This is a genomic window from Paraglaciecola aquimarina, assembly GCF_032464635.1.
Taxonomy (GTDB): Bacteria; Pseudomonadota; Gammaproteobacteria; order Enterobacterales; family Alteromonadaceae; genus Paraglaciecola; species Paraglaciecola aquimarina.
This window is the reverse complement of sequence record NZ_JAWDIO010000002.1, coordinates 4,045,269-4,064,372: the sequence shown is the minus strand read 5'-3', so window position 1 is coordinate 4,064,372 and position 19,104 is coordinate 4,045,269. Positions and strand designations below refer to the sequence as shown.

18 protein-coding genes and 3 pseudogenes are annotated in these 19,104 nt (G+C 41.5%); 6 read left to right on the top strand and 15 right to left on the bottom strand.

Annotated elements, in window-relative coordinates; all coding sequences use genetic code 11:
- Positions 1-5: 5 nt before the first annotated feature.
- The 7 genes and pseudogenes from RS130_RS20025 to RS130_RS19995 all read right to left on the bottom strand — a co-directional run bounded on the left by RS130_RS20025 (position 6) and on the right by RS130_RS19995 (position 7,083).
- Positions 6-308: a DUF6786 family protein gene (locus RS130_RS20025; protein WP_316027387.1), complete on the bottom strand. Its 303-nt coding sequence runs from the start codon at positions 306-308 to the stop codon at positions 6-8.
- Positions 309-316: 8 nt separating this feature from the next.
- Positions 317-1,141, bottom strand: coding sequence for a tryptophan synthase subunit alpha (trpA, locus tag RS130_RS20020; RefSeq protein ID WP_316027386.1), 825 nt, complete (start codon positions 1,139-1,141; stop codon positions 317-319).
- Positions 1,141-2,322: a tryptophan synthase subunit beta gene (gene trpB, locus RS130_RS20015; RefSeq protein WP_316027385.1), complete on the bottom strand. Its 1,182-nt coding sequence runs from the start codon at positions 2,320-2,322 to the stop codon at positions 1,141-1,143. Before trpB ends, trpA begins: the two co-directional genes overlap by 1 nt.
- A gap of 81 nt (positions 2,323-2,403) precedes the next feature.
- A pseudogene (trpCF, locus tag RS130_RS20010) lies at positions 2,404-3,788 on the bottom strand (bifunctional indole-3-glycerol-phosphate synthase TrpC/phosphoribosylanthranilate isomerase TrpF).
- A gap of 15 nt (positions 3,789-3,803) precedes the next feature.
- Positions 3,804-4,832, bottom strand: a complete 1,029-nt coding sequence (gene trpD / locus RS130_RS20005; protein WP_316027384.1) for an anthranilate phosphoribosyltransferase — start codon at positions 4,830-4,832, stop codon at positions 3,804-3,806.
- An 11-nt stretch (positions 4,833-4,843) separates the two neighbouring features.
- Positions 4,844-5,481: pseudogene (locus RS130_RS20000) on the bottom strand (aminodeoxychorismate/anthranilate synthase component II).
- Positions 5,481-7,083 (bottom strand): annotated as a pseudogene (locus tag RS130_RS19995) (anthranilate synthase component 1). The pseudogenes RS130_RS20000 and RS130_RS19995 overlap by 1 nt, the downstream one beginning before the upstream one ends.
- A 343-nt stretch (positions 7,084-7,426) precedes the next feature.
- Here RS130_RS19995 and RS130_RS19990 point away from each other — a divergent pair.
- From RS130_RS19990 to rluB, 5 genes are read left to right on the top strand one after another with little or no spacing between them, the layout of a single operon-like run.
- On the top strand, positions 7,427-8,287 hold the full coding sequence (locus RS130_RS19990; protein ID WP_316027383.1) for a PHP domain-containing protein: 861 nt from the start codon (positions 7,427-7,429) through the stop codon (positions 8,285-8,287).
- A gap of 48 nt (positions 8,288-8,335) precedes the next feature.
- On the top strand, positions 8,336-8,956 hold the full coding sequence (locus RS130_RS19985; RefSeq protein ID WP_316027382.1) for an L-threonylcarbamoyladenylate synthase: 621 nt from the start codon (positions 8,336-8,338) through the stop codon (positions 8,954-8,956).
- A gap of 40 nt (positions 8,957-8,996) precedes the next feature.
- Entirely contained in the window at positions 8,997-9,872 is an 876-nt protein-coding gene (locus RS130_RS19980; RefSeq protein ID WP_316028105.1) for a segregation and condensation protein A, read from the top strand.
- Positions 9,865-10,557 (top strand): SMC-Scp complex subunit ScpB, encoded by a 693-nt coding sequence (scpB, locus tag RS130_RS19975; RefSeq protein WP_316027381.1) that lies wholly within the window; start codon positions 9,865-9,867, stop codon positions 10,555-10,557. Before RS130_RS19980 ends, scpB begins: the two co-directional genes overlap by 8 nt.
- The gene (rluB, locus tag RS130_RS19970) at positions 10,557-11,402 is read left to right on the top strand and encodes a 23S rRNA pseudouridine(2605) synthase RluB (RefSeq protein WP_316027380.1); all 846 of its coding nucleotides are present in this window, start codon (positions 10,557-10,559) and stop codon (positions 11,400-11,402) included. The genes scpB and rluB overlap by 1 nt, the downstream gene beginning before the upstream one ends.
- 331 nt (positions 11,403-11,733) lie before the next feature.
- Here the strand turns inward: rluB and RS130_RS19965 are convergent, their stop codons facing one another.
- The 8 genes from RS130_RS19965 to RS130_RS19930 form a co-directional block, all read right to left on the bottom strand.
- Positions 11,734-12,276: a type II secretion system protein gene (locus RS130_RS19965; RefSeq protein ID WP_316027379.1), complete on the bottom strand. Its 543-nt coding sequence runs from the start codon at positions 12,274-12,276 to the stop codon at positions 11,734-11,736.
- 289 nt (positions 12,277-12,565) lie between these two features.
- Positions 12,566-13,297, bottom strand: coding sequence for a Ca2+-dependent phosphoinositide-specific phospholipase C (locus RS130_RS19960; protein WP_316027378.1), 732 nt, complete (start codon positions 13,295-13,297; stop codon positions 12,566-12,568).
- Positions 13,257-13,766: a Ca2+-dependent phosphoinositide-specific phospholipase C gene (locus RS130_RS19955; RefSeq protein ID WP_316027377.1), complete on the bottom strand. Its 510-nt coding sequence runs from the start codon at positions 13,764-13,766 to the stop codon at positions 13,257-13,259. Before RS130_RS19955 ends, RS130_RS19960 begins: the two co-directional genes overlap by 41 nt.
- Before the next feature lie 21 nt (positions 13,767-13,787).
- Positions 13,788-14,576, bottom strand: coding sequence for a TonB-dependent receptor domain-containing protein (locus RS130_RS19950; RefSeq protein ID WP_316027376.1), 789 nt, complete (start codon positions 14,574-14,576; stop codon positions 13,788-13,790).
- 1 nt (position 14,577) lies between these two features.
- Complete coding sequence (locus RS130_RS19945) at positions 14,578-16,095, bottom strand: TonB-dependent receptor (protein WP_316027375.1); 1,518 nt, start codon at positions 16,093-16,095, stop codon at positions 14,578-14,580.
- Between the two features lie 144 nt (positions 16,096-16,239).
- Complete coding sequence (locus RS130_RS19940; RefSeq protein ID WP_316027374.1) at positions 16,240-17,346, bottom strand: hypothetical protein; 1,107 nt, start codon at positions 17,344-17,346, stop codon at positions 16,240-16,242.
- 66 nt (positions 17,347-17,412) lie between these two features.
- Positions 17,413-17,619, bottom strand: a complete 207-nt coding sequence (locus RS130_RS19935) for a hypothetical protein (protein ID WP_316027373.1) — start codon at positions 17,617-17,619, stop codon at positions 17,413-17,415.
- Positions 17,620-17,632: 13 nt separating this feature from the next.
- Positions 17,633-18,259: a hypothetical protein gene (locus RS130_RS19930; RefSeq protein WP_316027372.1), complete on the bottom strand. Its 627-nt coding sequence runs from the start codon at positions 18,257-18,259 to the stop codon at positions 17,633-17,635.
- Positions 18,260-18,539: 280 nt separating this feature from the next.
- On the opposite strand from RS130_RS19930, the gene RS130_RS19925 reads away from it, so the two are divergent.
- Positions 18,540-19,100: a phytanoyl-CoA dioxygenase family protein gene (locus RS130_RS19925; protein ID WP_316027371.1), complete on the top strand. Its 561-nt coding sequence runs from the start codon at positions 18,540-18,542 to the stop codon at positions 19,098-19,100.
- Positions 19,101-19,104 lie beyond the last annotated feature (4 nt).

The window sequence follows — 19,104 nt, the reverse complement described above, 5'->3', positions numbered from 1 at the left end:
AAAATTTAGAACCTATAGGAGCAATCCAAGTTCGGTCCTCCCCCTACATTACCTGTTTGTTGTTGCAGGGCATTTTTGTCTAGCCAAGCATTACTTAGCCCGTTAACACCTGTGGCTGTGCTGGTTAATACTCTGCCTTGGTGCTGCGCCGATAACACAATTTGGCTTTGTTGATCTGCTGATTTTAGAATTATGGGCGAATCAAACTGTTTAATGTAGTGTAAATCGTCGATAAAACTATTTTTCGCCAACGCCTTAGCTGATAAACAGCTAAGGCAGGCAAGTAACATAACCTTATACAGGTGCATGATAATAGCTACCGTGTTGCTTGTTTCATTTCACTAACAAAAGCGGTTAATTTTTCAAACATTACTTGCGGTTGGGCGAGATTTTCAGCCACTATATTCACAGTTGCTGAGCCAGAAATCGCGCCAGCGGCCCCAGCTTGGATCGCGTCAGCCACTTGTTTAGGCGTGGATATACCAAAACCTAAAATAGGAGGTGCTACTTTATATTGGGTCAACTTGGTAATTAATTCATCGGCAGGAATGGTTACAGCGGTTTCTGCTCCCGTCACACCTGCACGACCCAATAAGTAGGTATATCCTTGCGACTTATGGCCTATTTCAGCTAATGTTTCGTCACTGGCATTGGGAGGAGCGATGAGTATTTGTTTTACGCCTGTTTGCTTAGCCACCGCAATAAAGCGATCTGCTTCACGTAAAGGCACATCGGCAATCAATATTGAATCAACCCCAGCTTCTGCGGCGTCCGCATAGAATTTTTCGATGCCACGTTTAAGTACCAAATTGCTATACAACAATAAGCCAATAGGAATGTCTGCGTTGATTTGACGTACTTTTTTGATCACATCAAAACACTGGCTGGTTTTAATGTTATGACTTAAGGCGCGAATAGCTGCTTGTTGAATGGTAGGGCCATCGGCAATAGGATCTGAATATGGAAAACCTAATTCAAGTGCATCCGCACCGCCTTCAATTAACGCTTTGATAATACTCACGGAAGTTTCTATATCAGGATCGCCAACCATCACAAAAGGAACAAATGCCCCTTCTTGTTTAGCGTTTAACTTGTCAAACATATTGGCATAACGGTCTGCTTTAACGAGAGAATCAGTCATTATTTTGCGTCTCCTAAGATACTGTGTACGTGGGCTAAGTCTTTGTCGCCGCGACCAGATAAATTCACCACAATTATGCTGCCGTCTTCCGCTTCGTCAGCCATGTTCAAACCATGGGCTAAAGCATGTGAAGACTCAAGGGCAGGGATGATCCCTTCTTTACGAGACAATATTTGAAACGCATTGAGCGCTTCTTCATCGGTAACCGACACATACTCAGCACGGCCAATATCAGACAAATAGGCATGTTGAGGGCCGACCGCAGGGTAATCTAAACCAGCCGATACAGAGTAAGACTCTTCAATTTGACCGTCATCGTCTTGCATAATATAGCTATAAGTACCGTGTAAAATACCTGTGGTACCTTTACCAATTGCAGCGCCATGTTCTTTTGTGTGAATACCTTTACCAGCTGGCTCTACGCCTACTAAGCGTACACTCGGATCATCGATAAAGTCAGCAAACATACCAATGGCATTTGATCCACCGCCAACACAAGCGACCACAGCATCGGGTAAGCGACCTTCTTTTTCTAAAATTTGAGCTTTGGTTTCTTCACCTATCATACGATGGAATTCACGAACGATAGTAGGGAAAGGGTGAGGACCAGCAGCGGTACCCAACAAATAGTGTGCTTTGTCATAATTCGCGGACCAGTCACGTAGTGCTTCATTCACCGCGTCTTTTAAGGTGCCTGAGCCCGCGTTTACTGGGATCACTTCAGCGCCCATTAACCGCATTCTGAATACGTTAGGCGCTTGACGCTCAACATCTTTGGCACCCATGTAGATCCGTGCTTTTAGACCTAGTAAAGCACAAGCTAAGGCTGTGGCTACGCCATGTTGCCCTGCGCCTGTTTCGGCAATCACATCGGTCTTACCCATACGTTTGGTCAATAAAGCTTGGCCTAGAACTTGATTCGTTTTATGCGCACCACCGTGTAATAAGTCTTCTCGTTTAAGGTACAGTTTGACGTTAGGATTACTGACCAAATTACGGGTTAACGTCATAGCCGTTGGACGCCCCGCATAATTTTTGAGCAAATCCATAAATTCGGCTTGAAATTCCGGATCGTTTTGAGAGTCGATAAATGCTTGTTCTAGTTGATCGAGTGCTGGAATAAGTAACTCTGGTACATACATACCACCGTACTCACCAAATTTACTGTCTAATTTATTCATTATATTTTGACCTATTCTTTTAAATAACTATTCTGTTCTACAAGCTGCTGTTAGCTTTTACTTTTCGAAGCTCGAGTATTATTAATACTGCCTAAGTTGGGCAAAAGCTTGGCTTAACTTTTCTTTGTCTTTGATCCCTGCAGAGCTTTCAACGCCCGAATTTAGATCTAATATTGCTAGACCCTGTTTCGCTGCCTCTTTGACATTTTCAGGAGTAAGACCTCCGGCTAAAATCAATCTAGATTTGTCGCTTATTTGATCTAACAATTGCCAACTAAATGTTTGGCCAGTTCCACCGGAATGCTCCCCTACTTGGCAGTCGAGTAAAAAGTAGTCGACATTTTTTTCGTCTAAAGTGGGCAAGGTTTCCTTTACCCCTTTGGCTAGCCAAATTTGACAGTTTTGATTTAGTTGCACACCTAGTAGATCTATATATTTTTGATCTTCTTGGCCGTGTAATTGGACAGCAGCTAAGCCTAATTCTTTGGAATATTGTACGACTTGCTCAATAGGTGCGTTAACAAATACGCCTACATAGTTAAACGGTACCGCATACGTAATTTGTTTAGCTTGCTCGAAGGTCACGAAGCGTTTGGATTTTTCGGCAAAAATTAATCCAGCATAACTAGCGGGACTGTCTTTGACCAATTTGGCACCGCTTAGGCTGGTGGTGCCACATACCTTGACAGTACCATAAATTAACTTTTTAGCCGCTTGCGTAATGTCGGCTTCAGCCATTAACGAACTGCCTACTAAAAAGCCATCGACTAAAGGTGCTAATCTGCGTACATCTTGGTGATGGTAAATGCCAGATTCAGAGATGATCACATGTTCATGTGTTGCCAACTCTTTAATCAAAGGCACAAGCTTTTCGGTAGTGGCTAGGTCAGTGGTCAAGTCGCGTAAATTGCGGTTATTGATACCAATAATTTTAGCTTTCAGAGCAACCGCTCTATGGGCTTCTTGTTCGTTACTGACTTCGGTTAATACGTCTAACTGATAATGGTGAGCTAAAGTCGCCAGCTCAATATATTCTTCGTCACTAAGTACTGACAACATTAGTAAAATAGCATCAGCATTGTGATAGCGAGCCAAGTGCACTTGATAGGCTTCAATGAAAAAGTCTTTATTGATTACCGGTTGCGTGACGTTTTCACGCACGTATTCTAGGTATTCAAATTTACCCTGAAAGTATTTTTCGTCGGTTAATACCGAAATACAAGCGGCAAAGGGAAGATATGCTTGGATGATTTCGTCTAAATTAAAGTCTGCGCGAATTAAACCTTTAGAAGGCGATGCCTTCTTACACTCTAGAATAAAACCGGCATTAGGCTGGGCTAATGCCGCATAAAACTTCTATCAGATGGAGTTAGTTGCTCTACAAAATGTTGCAAAGGTAAGTCAATTTTACGCTGAGCTATTTCTTGGCGTTTATCTAAGACTATTTTTTCTAATACATTTGCCATTGAACTTGTCGATCCCTAAATTTTTGATTCGTTACTTGTTTGACTGATATTTGCCGACATTGTCATGGTGGCTAAAGGTCGTTTTTGTTGCATTGCATCAATCGCCATTGCTGCACCTTGTTGATAAGTTTCTGTTTTTCCACACAGTTTTAATAGTGCGCCTGTGTTCATCGCGACAGCGGCTTGATGAGCGGCTTGCCCATTACCTTGCAATACTTCTTCTATTAAGCGTTTGTTTTCTTCTGGCTCTCCACCTTTAATGGCCTCTAAAGGATAAGTTTCAAGGCCAAAATCTGCTGGTGACAAAGTCATTTCTGTCAAGGTATTGCCATTTACCTCAATAACTTGGCTATCCCCATGTAGAGCAAACTCATCCAAACCGCTGCCATGCACTACTAGGGCTTTCTGGTAGCCTAACAATTGCAAGGTTTCAGCGAAAGGTTTTAGTAATGCTGGCGAATATACCCCAATGACCAAATGAGTGGGGTGTGCAGGATTGGCTAGTGGCCCAAGTAAATTGAATAGGGTGCGAGTTTTTAAGGTGGTACGCACAGGCATGGCGTGGCGAATACCTGAGTGATAATTAGGCGCAAACAAAAAACACAAATTAGCTTGGTCTAAGCATTCACGGGCAGTCTCTGCAGACATAGTGAGTTCTAAGCCAAATGCTTTAAATAAGTCGGCTGAGCCTGATTTACTCGACACGCTGCGGTTACCATGTTTGGCTACTTTCACACCACAACTGGCTGCCACAATGGCCGATGCAGATGAAATATTGATCGTATTATGGCCATCGCCCCCCGTGCCAACAATATCGGCAAATTCGTAATCAGGCCGTGGAAAAGGGGCGGCATTTTTTATTAAAGCCGCTGCAGCGCCGGCTATTTCGGCTGGGCGTTCACCTTTAATTTTTAATGCGGTTAACAAAGATGACAATATTATGTCGTCGACTTGACCTGTCACCACCTGAGAAAACGCTTCTGTTACTTCAGTTTGTTGTAAGTCTTTACCCTGATATAACTGCTCTAGAATGTTATGGATCATAATCCTATGCCTTACCCTTGCTGGTTTTCGGTTAAATATTGGATGCTTTGCATTAACAATTGGCTGCCCTGTGAGGTCAAAATTGACTCTGGGTGAAATTGAAATCCAAGCATTTTATCTGGTAAATGTGCTACCGACATAGGAATATCACGATAATGAGCAAGTATGCTTAGCTGCGCCGGGATATTCGCCGCCATTAGCGAATGATAACGAGCTACCGGTAAGGGGTGTGGCATATTACTGAACATTTTGTCGCCACAGTGCTCGATTAACGAAGACTTACCATGCATGACTTCGTTTGAACGAATTATGTCGCCGCCATAAGATTCAACTATCGCCTGATGGCCTAAACAAATGCCTAGTACCGGAAACTTGCCTTTTACTCGTTCTAGTAAGCTTAACATGGAGCCTGCTTGTGCTGGGTTACTCATGGACATGGCGATAACATTAACATCACTTGTTTATTCGTTTCTTTGGCTTTTTCTTGCATTTTTTGCAGAATCAATTCTGCTGGTACTGAGTTACGGTAAACAATCAGTTCTAGGCCTAAGCTTCGTAATTCATCCACTAGGTTGTAGGTGAATGAGTCGAAGTTATCTAATAAAAACACACAGGTTTGGCTATTATTTTGTTGCATGCTTGTGGTCATTATTCTGCTCCCATGTTTGTCTGTGAACTGCTAATGACTGAACTAATAACAGCTTGAGCTTTGCTCCGCGTCTCATCGGCTTCAGATTGTGGATCTGAGTCATACACAACACCGGCTCCCGCTTGTATATAGGCAGTACCATTTTTTACAAAGGCAGAACGAATAACAATACAGGTGTCCATGTCACCCTGATTATTGATATAACCTACCGCACCTCCATAACTTCCCCTACGTTGTTGTTCGACGTTTCGGATCAATGTGGCAGCGCTGACTTTAGGCGCGCCTACTAAGGTGCCCATGTTCATGCAGGCTTGATAAGCATTGAGTGCATCTAAATCTTCCCGTAGTTGGCCCACCACCCGAGATACTAAATGCATCACATGTGAATACCTGTCCACTTTAAGCAAGTCTGTGACATAGCGCGTGCTAGGATTGCGACACTTTCGCCACATCGTTACGGGCTAAGTCAACTAGCATGATATGTTCGGAGCGTTCTTTTTTGTCTTCTTGTAGGTTTAATTCTAAACGACTGTCCAAATCGACATCTATAGAGCCGTCGGCTCGCTTACCGCGAGGTCGGGTGCCTGCTATTGGGTATATCTCTACCTGATTGGTTTGTTTGGTATATTTTAAAGCCGACTCTGGCGAGGCGCCAAACATACAAAAATGCTCGTCCTGTAAAAAAAACATATAAGGACTGGGGTTCTGTTGTTTTAACGCGCGATACGCATCGTGTGGATGAGGACAAGGCAAGCTGAAGGTGCGTGAGGGCACAACCTGGAAAATGTCGCCTGCTAAAATGTGTTCTTTCAGATCAATCACATCTTGCTTAAATTCTTCATCAGACTTATTTACCGATAAACTACTGGCGTTTATCGGGGTTTTTGGCTGTTCAGCCAGAGGTTTGATGGTTTGCAGTTTATGTTTAATTTGTTCTAAGCGTTGGCTTACTTCAAAATAATTGTCGCGTACTCCTTTACCGCTAAATACACTACCAATTAACTCGGTTTCTTGAGTTTGATGGTCTATGACCACTAAGGTTTCGGCCAGATAGAAAACAAAGTCTGGGCAGCTGTTTTCGCTGTCGGCTACCGCAGGTAATTTTTCAAAACTGGCTAACAAATCGTAAGCCAAAGCGCCGCCTAAAAATACCGCGTTAGGGTGCTGGCGAATAGTGGCTATTTTCTGTGTGACCAGTCGCAATGCATCAAATACTGCGGGGGCTTTTAATCGACTGTCTTCGTCTAACGCACTATCTGCTTCTGGAAACACCAGGGTGACCATGCCTATCGCTTGGTCATAGCTGTGCTCGACTCCGGCAGGGCAATGTTCAATAAATAACGGTAAGACTGCATGGCCATTACCCGTCAAAGCACGACAGGTTACTTGCTGGCCGTTACATTCTAACTTGACTGCTGCGTCCACCAATAACAAACTTTTTAAATTGTCTTTACTATCTATCTCAGCAGATTCAAGCAGTAAGTTGTGGCTACTTTGTTGACAAAGATATTGATAAGCATGCAAAGGATCAGCGACGTAATTTGCCGGAACGATTAAGGTTTCTACTTTACCGACTTGCTCTGTTAGTTGGGCTAAACTCATTTTTTTCTCATTAACTATTTTTATGGTTGAGTACTTTGCGGACGTAATTTACTTTTGGCTATACGTAAAAAAGCCCGCATTATACGGGCTTTTTATAAAATTTATTTGTAAAAATACAAACACTCACAGCCCGTTTAGTTCAGGTTGTGCCACCACCAAGTAATCTGTGTTTGTGTATTTTTCATGTTAATTGCTCTTTAAATATGACTTTATTTATGAAATAAGGCTGTGACAGCGTATAATGCGCGTATTCACAACGTTACTGTGCATATAGAAGAAAACAAAAACACTTCTATGTCAATAGTCAAATTAGCCTTAACTATAAATAAAAGTTACTCAATACATGAAAATAGACTTACATAGCCACACACATTACTCCGATGGAAAGCTGTCTCCTAAGGAGTTAATTGACCGTGCGCACAACATGCAAGTCAATGTATTGGCTATTACCGACCATGACACAGTACTTGGCATTGACGAAGCATTGCAGTATCAAACTTTGCAAAAGCGAGACATGCAAATATTACCTGGGGTAGAAATTTCCACTTCTTGGCATAATTTTGATATCCATATTCTAGGCCTGAATGTGGCTCACAATGACCCAGTATTTTTACAACGTTTAGATCAACAAAGCCAAGAGCGTGATAGACGGGCACAATTGATGTCAGACAAACTGGCCAAGGTTGGCATTGACAATGTGTTATCTGATGCTAAAACGATAGCCGGTGTGGGACAACTGACTCGAGCTCACTTTGCTCGAGTATTGGTGCAACGTAATGTGGTTAAAGATTTTGATACTGTATTCAAAAAGTATTTAGGTAAAGGCAAAAAAGCCCATGTAAAACCTAAATGGATATCAATTGAAGAAGCAGTTAACTGGATACATGACGCAGGCGGAAAAGCCGTGTTGGCCCATCCAGGGCATTATGATATGACCACAAAGTGGCTAAGACGCTTGGTGGCTGAGTTTGCTCAGGCGGGTGGCGATGGCATGGAAGTGGTCCATTCCCATTTAACTCCTGAACGTAAAAAATTATTAGCTGGTCTAGCGGCCGAACACGAGTTACAAGCGTCTAGTGGTTCAGATTTTCATTATCCGAACCGGTGGACTGAATTAGGCAGAAACCTTTCGCTTCCAGAGCAACTTGTGCCAATATGGCATGACTGGACGTTAACTGGTAATAAAGCAAGTTTTCCCGAATAATCATCCCCACTCAATGTACTGCTGGGATAGTAGAATAGGTGTTAAATTATGAGTCAGTTTTTTTATATACATCCAGATAACCCCCAAGCTCGTTTGATTAAGCAAGCATGTGAACTTATTCATCAAGGCGAAGTGATTGTTTACCCTACAGATTCGGGCTATTCAATTGGTTGCCACATGAATGATAAGAAGGCCTTAGAGCAGATTTGTCGCATTAGACAGATAGGCAAAGACCATAACTTTACTTTAATGTGTAAGGATATGTCAGAGTTATCTGAATATGCCAGAGTCGATAATACTGCATTTAGGATGATCAAAAATAATACGCCTGGACCCTATACCTTTATTTTAAAGGCCACCAAAGAAGTACCTAAACGATTGCAAAACCCTAAGCGTCGTACCATAGGTATTCGTGTTCCGGATAATAAAATAGCCTTGGATTTACTTGAAGAGTTAGGCGAGCCATTGATGTCGACCACGTTAATTTTGCCTGATGCAATTGTCGCTGAATCTGATCCTGATGAAATTCGCGATAAGCTCGAAAAACAAGTCGGATTAATTATCCATGGTGGATTTTTAGGTGAGCAGCCTACGACCGTGATTGATATGTCGGATGGTGACAATACCATTATCCGTGAAGGTAGCGGTGATTTGACTCCTTTTGTTTAGTCGTTGTTAATAAACGATGTCCTCTGATAACGCTTCTGACATGGGAGAGAACTTTTCAGCTGAGGTTTCAGCCGGGAAAAGTGGCACAAGCCACAATGACCCTGTGCAGCAACCTCTGCCCTTGGCCTTTGTCAATGGCGAGGCGATGGTTGAAAAGCCTGAAGATTTGTATATTCCGCCTGATGCACTAGAGCTTATTTTAGAAGCGTTCGAAGGGCCATTAGATTTACTCTTGTATTTAATTCGCCGTCAAAAGTTCGATATTGTTCGTTTACCTGTGTACCAAGTGACGCAGCAATATATGCAATACGTTGAGCTAATGAAAGATCTGAAACTAGAGTTGGCCGCCGAGTATTTACTGATGGCAGCAATTTTAGCCGAAGTAAAATCTCGTTTATTACTGCCCAAACGCCCAGATGCTGAAGAAGATGAAGACGACCCTAGAGCAGAATTGATCCGTAGATTAAAAGAATACGAACTGATTAAACAAGCCGCCCATGATTTAGATAATATTCCTAGACAGGAGCGCGACACCTTTTTAGGTAAAGCTGATCCGGCACCCAGTGTCGAGCCTATCAAAATATTACCTAAAGTGAGCATGCAAGAGTTAGTATTGAGCTTTCAAGGTGCGATGAAACGTGCCGAGGCCTTTAACCATCATCATATTGAAAAAGAAACGTTGTCGACGCGTGAACGAATGAGCTTGATTTTAGAAAAACTCAATAGCGATCACTTCACAGGTTTTGATGAGTTGTTTCAAGCAAGTGAAGGTAAAGCGGGGGTAGTGGTAACCTTTTTAGCTATTTTAGAATTGACTAAGGAGCAGCTAATTGAGCTGGTTCAAGGTCAAGTATTTGGCAATATCCATGTACGTTTAAATGGTATAGAGCAATACGGGAGTGCCGAACATGGCTAAAATTGCGCGAGGACAATTAAAACAGTTGGTAGAAGCTGCTATTTTTGTAGCAGACCAAGCTATCACTTTTGAACAACTGCAATTGACAGTACTTGATGGTTTAAAAGTCAGTAAGAAAATGCTCAAAGAAGTGTTGGCTGAATTGACCTTAGACTATCAAGCCAGAGGGGTTCAACTGGTAGAAGTGGCGTCAGGTTATCGTTTTCAATCTATGGATAGTTTGAGTCCTTGGCTAGGCAAATTATGGCAAGAACAAGCGCCTCGATACTCTCGCGCTATGTTAGAAACCTTATCGTTAATTGCCTACAGGCAGCCTATTACTCGTGGCGAAATCGAGGATGTTAGAGGCGTGTCGGTTAGTAGCCATATAATAAAAACACTAAGCGAACGAGCTTGGATAAAAGTGATTGGCCATAAAGAAGTGCCGGGTAGGCCTTCGTTGTACGCTACCACTAAAGAGTTTCTCGATTATTTTTCGTTAAAAAGTCTGGCAGATTTGCCAAGTGCGGAGGCTTTTTTGCAAGCCGCAGATGTAGAGGCATCTACAGCGAACGGAAATGATCATTTAAAGAGTGTTGTAGATGAGCCTGTTGAAAAGGCCAATGCAAAACTTCAATCTAATCAACCTGTCGATCAAAAGGTGCTTTCACCGGATCTGCCAGATGAACCAGAGCAAATACATTAATGAGTGATAAATTACAAAAAGTCCTAGGCAACGCTGGCGTAGGCTCTCGTCGTGAAATGGAAAGATGGATCGAAGCGGGCCGTGTATCGGTTAACGGAAAAATAGCTACGTTGGGGGATAGAGTAGAGCCCAGCGATAAGATCCGTGTAGATGGCAATCCAATTAGTTCACCTGAAGAAGCGCCTATGTGCCGTGTACTGATGTACAACAAGCCAGAAGGCGAGTTGTGTAGCCGTAAAGATCCCGAAGGCCGCCCCACGGTATTTGACCGCTTACCTGCTATTAAAAATGGTCGCTGGATCGCGGTTGGCCGCTTAGATATAAACACCAGTGGTTTATTGTTATTTACTAACGATGGCGAACTAGCGAACCGTTTAATGCACCCCAAACACGAAGTTGAGCGGGAGTATTCGGTACGAGTTTTTGGTGAAGTAGAAGATAAAATGCTAAAGCGCCTAACCGATGGTGTGCAGTTAGAAGATGGTCTCGCTAAATTCACCGAAATCGTTAAAAAGCCAAGTGACGAAGAAAGTACTAATTCATGGTATAACGTGAGTTTATCTGAAGGTCAGAACCGCGAAGTTCGTCGGTTGTGGGAATCTCAAGGGTTACAGGTCAGCCGACTTATTAGGGTACGTTATGGTGCATTAGAATTGCAAAAACGTTTGCCACAAGGTGGCTGGGTAGAACTTACTTTACCTGATGTCAATACCTTACGTAAAAGTGTGCAACTACCAGCAGAAACCAGAACCTTGATCAAACTTGATCCCGGTAAGTTAGATCACGTAAAGCTAAGTCGTATGCGCAGATCTGTAAAGAAACATAGAGTGCGTCAAGGCAAATAAAAAGAGCGCTAGATAATAAAGTTGATAGATACAAAATAGTGGAATGTGAAAAATGATAGGGCATGTACTATCCACCAGTGACATGCCCGTTGTTTATTGCTACTAGCAGTCGTTACATTTTACCTTTTCTATTTAGTCTAGAGCGACCATCAGCTTTCATCGCTAGTATTCGCCCCAGCCAATACCTGCTTCAATAAATAAATGCACACTCAGCAAGAATTCAAAAGCACACAATCAAGGCGCTTGAATGAGCGTATTGATAGGTTAGATGGTTATACTCCATATGGGATGGGGGATAGAATAGGCGAGGGCAAAATCTAAATCAACCCCGTTAACAACCTGTAAAAACGGTGGTCAGAATTGGTTCTCCCGACCCTTGCCAATGATAAATAAAGTAACAATTCGTTGCCTTAACTTCACTTTCGGATGGCTCGGCAAGATCAAGAACGTTTTTCGGTGCGGCTACAACGGCATAGGTGCCATTAGAAATAAAAATACGATAAGCCCAATCTGCAGGATCTATACCTGCCCATTCGAAGATTTCAGGAGGCGAAGAGTAGTTTGCAAGAAAGCCTGTAGGTGTAGCTGTCACTGCCCAAGGTTGATAATAACTCCCTTTAACACCCAAAATTTCTATTTCAGATGTAAATCCAGTCCCTGCAGTAATGGTTTTAAATTTAAACATCGGAACAGACGATTTAATTGCACCAACCGTTGCTGATATAACCGAAATATTTGCATCCGACTTTAAATTTATAAATTTAGGTAAAACGGTAATGGATAAAATAGCTAATAGCACTATTGTGATAACTAACTCCAGTAGTGTAAAGCCAGAGTGGTTTGAAAGTAAAATTTGTTGTTTGGGAATTTGCATTTGTTTGATTAAATAGTGTTATTTACATTACGATTGATAAAATGATTGTATAACTTAGATCCGGTTTGGCTATAACAATTTTAAACGTAAATTGACATTTATTGGTTGTAGAAAACTTGACAGGATTAGTCGACAAACTGCAAGGAGCTTGCCTAGCTGTCACGTTAAACTTAACTGACTAGCGGTAAATATGAATATTTTTGTTTCGCGGCTATACCAATATTGATTGCTATTAGTTTAAATAAAAACGCCCTTTAGTGACAAACTAAAGGGCGGTTAGAATGACAATTTACTTGCCGCAATTGCTATTAATTGGATTACACAAGTAATCTACGCCTTCTGGTAGGCTTACTTTGTAATCGGTACCGTAAGGGTTTCCGGCTTTATAAAAGTCGGTCGAGATAATATGAGCGCCACTACTAAAGGCTGCTTTTGCACGGCTCATATCATTTACTTTTGCTTCGTAGGTTTCAATATCTGAACGCGTACGAACTAAATAACCTTGCTTAACAAGATCTTTAATTTCTTGTTGTCGTACGATTGCGTTATCCATCAGCACAAATGCAGAGTGTGACAGACATGGCTGAGAACGTAAAAACGCCATACGTCCTTCAAGGTTAGGGCGTCCCTGCACATAGTGTGCTAAATCTGAAGTATCGCCAGCCGCAATAAGCAAAAATATAAACTTTCCTTTGCTATTAGCTAGAGTCGGCCAGTTTTGCGCTTTTACTGCACTTTCTAGCGTTGCGTAATCGCCGCGAATATCATCAGGCATAATGACCTTATCTTTACCAAACACTTGTTCAATCGTGGCATCCATTTCAGCGTAAGCGGTTTTTTCGAAAGGAAGTACCTTAGTAGCCCTAGGAAGGTCGCCCATGCTTGAGCGGCCTTTAGCCTCTAGCATGACAAATATGGGGGCATGGTCAGGGTTTTTGGCCGACCATTGCGCCATTTCAGTTAAGCAAGTGCTAAATAGATTACAGTTTGAGCGAAAATCTAAATCTGCAACATGCAACACTTTTAAACCATGGTTTTTCTAAGTCTGTTGTGTCGTGCTTAAGCAGTGATTTTTCATCAATGCCTTTTGACTTTAACAACGAATAGCCAGCAGGGTTTAAAAAGCGTCCGCCTTCTGGATCCCGAAAAATATCAATTGCTAAGCTACGCACGCCAGCGTCTAATTGTTCGGTTAACGAGTGGTAGCTATAGTTCAATCCTTCTGTAAAACCAATAGGGTTAGGATGTTCTTCCTTAAATTTTTCCATTTGTGCTTCAGTCATGCTACTCATAAAGCTCGACATTTTGCTTTGAATGGGTTTCGCAAATAAATCCAATAATTTAGGCTCGACAAATTGTGAGTAGCTATTGTGAGTACCTAGCACTTGAATTTGATTCATTTTTAGTGCTTGTTCGTTTGTTGTTTTAGGGCTCGCTACTGCGCTGCCTGCCATCATAATAAGAGTAATGGCTAATAACGTTGATTTCATAATAGTTAACCTATATTCCAATTAAAATGCAGCGCGTAAACGCACACCGTAAAAACGAGGGTTTGCACGAATTGCTGTAGTTGTTCCAAACAGTTTTCCTGCGTTGCCAACGTCACGATTCCATTCTTTGTCTGTTGCGTTTTCGGCGTAAAGTTCGATTTTGTATCCTTTACTGAAATTTTCGATACCGATATTAAAGTCAAGCAAACCAAAACCTTCTTGTCGCTCGGTCTCCAAATTGTCGTTGTTAAAGAAGTATTTAGAGCGGTACGAATAACGCGTGTTGGCAAAAAAGTCCCAATCGCCACTGATATTAATGATGGTGTCTAAACCAATACTAAAAGTGTGTTTAGGTGCTAAGCGAAATTCGTTGCCCGAAAGGTCGACTCTTTCACCGTTTAAGGTGTCAAAGAAATTTTCGTATTCGGTATCAATGTAGGCATAGTTTGCATATCCATCTAACCAGCTTGTAAGGGTTGTACTCACTACGCCTTCAAAGCCCCATGCTGTAGCTTTACCGGCATTAGCAGTACCTTCGCTAACATCTAAACTAATGGTTTGGAAGTCTTTATAATCGTAGGTGTATAGCGCGGCATCAAAATAACTGTTTTTAGTTTGTCCTTTGGCGCCTATTTCGTACGATATAAGGGTTTCGTTACCAATATTGTTGGTGGTAAATTCGTAGGTATCTACCGTTGGGTTAGTAATGTTTATTTGCGGATAGCCAGAGCGTTTACCAATAGAAACACCACCATAAACGTTCATAATGTTGTTAACTTTATACGTTAGCGCAAAGCGGGGAGACACCATGTTAAAGTCGGCGCTTGTTGTTATTTGCTCGCCAAAAGAGTTGCCACCAAATAAACCGTTCGGAAACACGTATGATGGCGTGCCATCTAAGGTGTATGGCGAAGCCGTTAAGCCTAATTTTTGCTTTATCCCAAGTATAGCGTAGCCCTGCATCTAAAATTAAACGATCGCTTAAAGTGACATTGACGTTTGAAAAAATAGAAAAGCTATCGCGATCATTATCCGTTACCGAACTAGACACGTTACCGGTGTTAAGTGGCACGCTTACGTCTTCACTAATAGGTAACTCTGTTAGTGGCGTTAAGTTTTTTGGAAAACCTGCCAATAGGTATTGCTCGTTAACAACAAAGTCGGTACCTGATACTGACTTATCGTTGTAATAACTGCCTCCAAATATCACAGTTGTTGCGTCGCCGGTGTAGCTAAAACGTAGCTCTTGGCTAGCCATTTTTTGATTATCGTGAGGTAGAGCCGAAAATGCATCGTAAGTGGTACCATCAATATCAAATCCATTTTGGGACCAAAGTTGACGATAACCAGTAAGTGAAGACAAAGACCAGTTTTCATTAATATCCCAATCGACAAGCAAGGTATAACCTGTCTGGCGGCGTGATTGTTCTACTGGAGAAGGATTTTGACCCGATGCGGTAAATGCTGAAGTATTGCCCCCCGGAGAAGCAACGACAATTGACTTAGTAACCGCTTCGCCATCAGAGTCATTTTGATGGTCAAAAATAAAGTCTACATTGACATCATCTCGTGGGATCCATTTTAATGAAACGCGAGCCGCTAGCATGTCGTCATCATTGAACTTATCTTCATCAGGGGTGAGGTTATCTACATACCCGTCTCGCGTTCTTCTGCTCCCCGCAATACGAATACCAAACTCTTCATTGACTGCAAAGTTATAAGCACCGGTTACACTTTGTAAATTGTAGTTTCCTAACCGTGCTTCAACAAAACCTTCGTTCCCTTCGGTATCGGCTTTTTTAGTATGGATAGCAATCGCACCGGTTGATGCTCCACGGCCAAATAAGGTGCCTTGAGGGCCTTTTGCTATTTCAATACGCTCTATGTCGTAAAGTTCTTTTACCGAACTACGCGAACGAGAAGAGTCGATGCCGTTGTAAAAGATTGAAATGGTAGGCTCGGCAGCAGCGCCAGCATTGGCGGCTTCTACACCTCTAATAACAAAGCTGGGTGAGCTATCTGTTTGTTGTTGAACAATTAAACCCGGCGTTAAAGATGCGATACGCTCTAAGTCGGTTAAATTCATTTTTTCTAAATCGGTAGCACCAAAAGCGGTAAGGGCTAGTGGCACTTCGGTAATAGGCTGAGCATGTTGCTGTGCTGTTACAACAATTTGCTCAATTTTTGATTCTTCATTGCCTTGTTCAATAACTTGTTTAGTGGCTTGTTCAGTTGTTTGGGCATATGCACCTGTTGCAATAAGCGAGGGGATAATCATAGCCAGTGTTTTCAATTTAGTAGCTTGAAAAACTAATTTATTCACATTCATGTTGTGCTCCTTGGAAGTTGACCCGGGCTATGTTCACGATTTTATATTTCAGTCTTGTTAAAGCGAGATTGAAACGCTTGTTATAGATATCTATTAAGCGTAAATGTATGAAAATACTGGTTAATTTTATTGTTTAAAGATTATTTAAATGAGCTCTTTTAAGTTTTTAAACTCAATATTTTGCTCTGACAATATGAGTCGACAAGTAAAACGAGCTGTTTTGGGATCGCGTTTACTTTCAAACAAATAATGACTGACTAACGTTTCGGGAATGATGGCTAGCATTTCGTCTTTAATGCGGTTTCGGTTTTGGTCTAGCTTTTTAGGTGTTAAACCATTTTGCAGTAAATCGTTAATAGCACGGGTGTTACCTTGGTAGGTTTGCATTAGTTGAGCAAGCGACTCGCTTAACTGAGGAGATGATTTATTGTTAGCCGGATTTAGCAACCATCCGTTGTCTATATCTTTGACGCGCCGTTGGGCATACCAAAAATAATATAAAAAAGGCGTTATTGGCAGTGCAATGGTGATTCCGTGCACGGTTATCGTTTTTTGTTTGAGGTCAAAAATCAATGATGGTTTGGCATTAGCTGCGCTAAGCGCCGGTTTTAGTTGCTTATTATAGTGAAAGTAACTAAACGCAAACCAATTTAATTGCTCGCTGCCTAAAGACGTGAAATCACTCGATCCTAAACATGCTAATAGATCGGCTTGTTGCCACGTTTTTGCACTAATAGCCGACAAAAACCACTTGTATTGTGTGTCAGACAGTTGTTCTATTAAAAATGCCGAACGTTTTAACTGCTTACTCGATAGTTGATTTTCTCCATTTTTTAACCAATCTTGCTGACGAGCACTATATGGCCTAGGTAAAAATAAAAAGCAAACAATAAAACTGCTTGTAAATATCAAACACCAAACTATCCAAGTAAACCACGCGTAATGACAATAAATGTTTACCCCAAGTTGATGCTCGGTAGCGCCCGAACGCCAATTAATACTGATGTCGAAATTATTTTCAGGTGTAATATGTTCGGCCGACAACCATTGGCTTATTTGTATGTCGCATCGGCTATAAACAGGGAAGTAAGACTGGTTACCAATTTCACTTAATAAAGTGTTAACCGATTTAATAATAAATTGCTTTATTTCTTCATCGTTATAGCTTGATTCAAGCGAGTCGTTTATATCTTTAATTATTTGGCTATTAAAGTGTGTTTGGATATTTTGCTTTAGTGAGTATTTAGCCACTGTTGCACTGATAATACAGGTGCAAGAAAAAACCAACAAAAAAGTAAGGCTATGCGCAATATTCGGTTATGGACAGTCATAAAGCACCTTGCTGTCGAAGTTTAGAGAATGTAAGTAGGCGGTATACACTGACAATCCATTTGTAAACTCGCAAATAACTGCGTGCTCGGTTGTTTTAGCTGCAAACCACTGTAAACCTTCTACCTGCCAACCTTGTTGCGAGGCAAAAAGTTCTCCGTCGTTTGAATACTTTTGAATTTGCTTGTCCCACATGAGTAAATCGATGTCATCGTTTAAAAAGCCTTCTAAAAAGCGAATCGCTTGAAGGAAAAACCTTAATTTGTTGTTCGCTCAACTGAATACCTGCATCAGAGAGTGATCTGAGAGGAATTAAATAATAAGGGTGACTTTTAGTGTTGCTAGTTACGCCAATTGTTTTATTGGCTAAAAACGCTGCAGTGAGTTGAGGGCTTTCAAATTTATTCCACCAAAAAATATCATAGCCTGAAAAAATAGAAATAGGTTGGTAAAGCTCATCAATATCTAATACTAAGCCTTTTAAATGATGGTGCCTATTGAGTATAAAGTCGTATTGTCCGTCAACTAATACTCTTGCGGTTAACTGCTTTGAGGTTGGCCATTCAATTTGAACGTGGCTGTAGCCGTGTTGCGATAAGGTTTTGGACGCACATAATTTATCTGCAAAAGTGGTTGATAAGTTTGAAATAACGTTGCGTATTTTTAGCGTACGCCCCTGACCGGCGTTATTTATCGAACAACTATAGGTGTAAAAGTTAGTTTGGTTGGCAGGCACAAAATGCTGCCACGATACTAGCACGGTAGCGCCAATACATAAAAAACTTAGCAAAGTATATTGAATTTTATATCCTAAAACCGTTCGAAAAAAAGTCATCAAATAACTACTTAAAAATTAATACCAGCGTAAATTACTACAAAATTGTGACAATACGGTTAAGTCGCACTAGGTTCTTATGTTTGCCTATCAAGCCACCCACTTTCATCAAGACACATATGGACGTCTTAATGATAAGGGGGAGTTTGGCTTTGGTTAATTGGTTGCTGTCGGCTGGTTTTGCTGCTTTCTATTCTCATTTTTATCCATGTTTTTTGTTTGAAAATAATGATAGGTTAAATTTTCATGGTTTATGGTATGTAATTTATAAGGGGGTAGTATGCAGGAACGAGATTTAGCGGATTGCCATTTTCCGGTGTCGGACATTTTCAAGCGAGCGATATCGAAAATTGACTTTGAACCGTTTAAATTGTCTGTTGAGCAAATAGAGCATTTTCACCACTTTGGTTATCTGACCAATATTCAAATTTTTGATGAACAGCAAGTGGCCATATTGCGCAGTGAGTTATCCGAGATAGCCGATCCTAGCCATCCTAAACATGATTTGTTTTATGAATTTCATAATAATCAGTCGACTGATCCTGAAACAGTGTTATTTCATTCTTTAGGACACTGGCGTATTACCCCAGGGTTTCATGATGCTTTATGGAACCCTGCGTTTACAAAAGCCGCCAGTCAATTACTAGGAGATAAATCGATTCGATTCTGGCACGATCAGTTATTCTGCAAGCCGGCTAACCACGGTGGTGTAGTGGCTTGGCATCAGGACTATTCTTATTGGATCCGCACTATGCCGATGCAACATTTGACTTGCTGGATTGGTTTAGATGACGCTACCACAGAGAACGGCTGTTTAAACTATATACTAAGGCAGCCATAAGTGG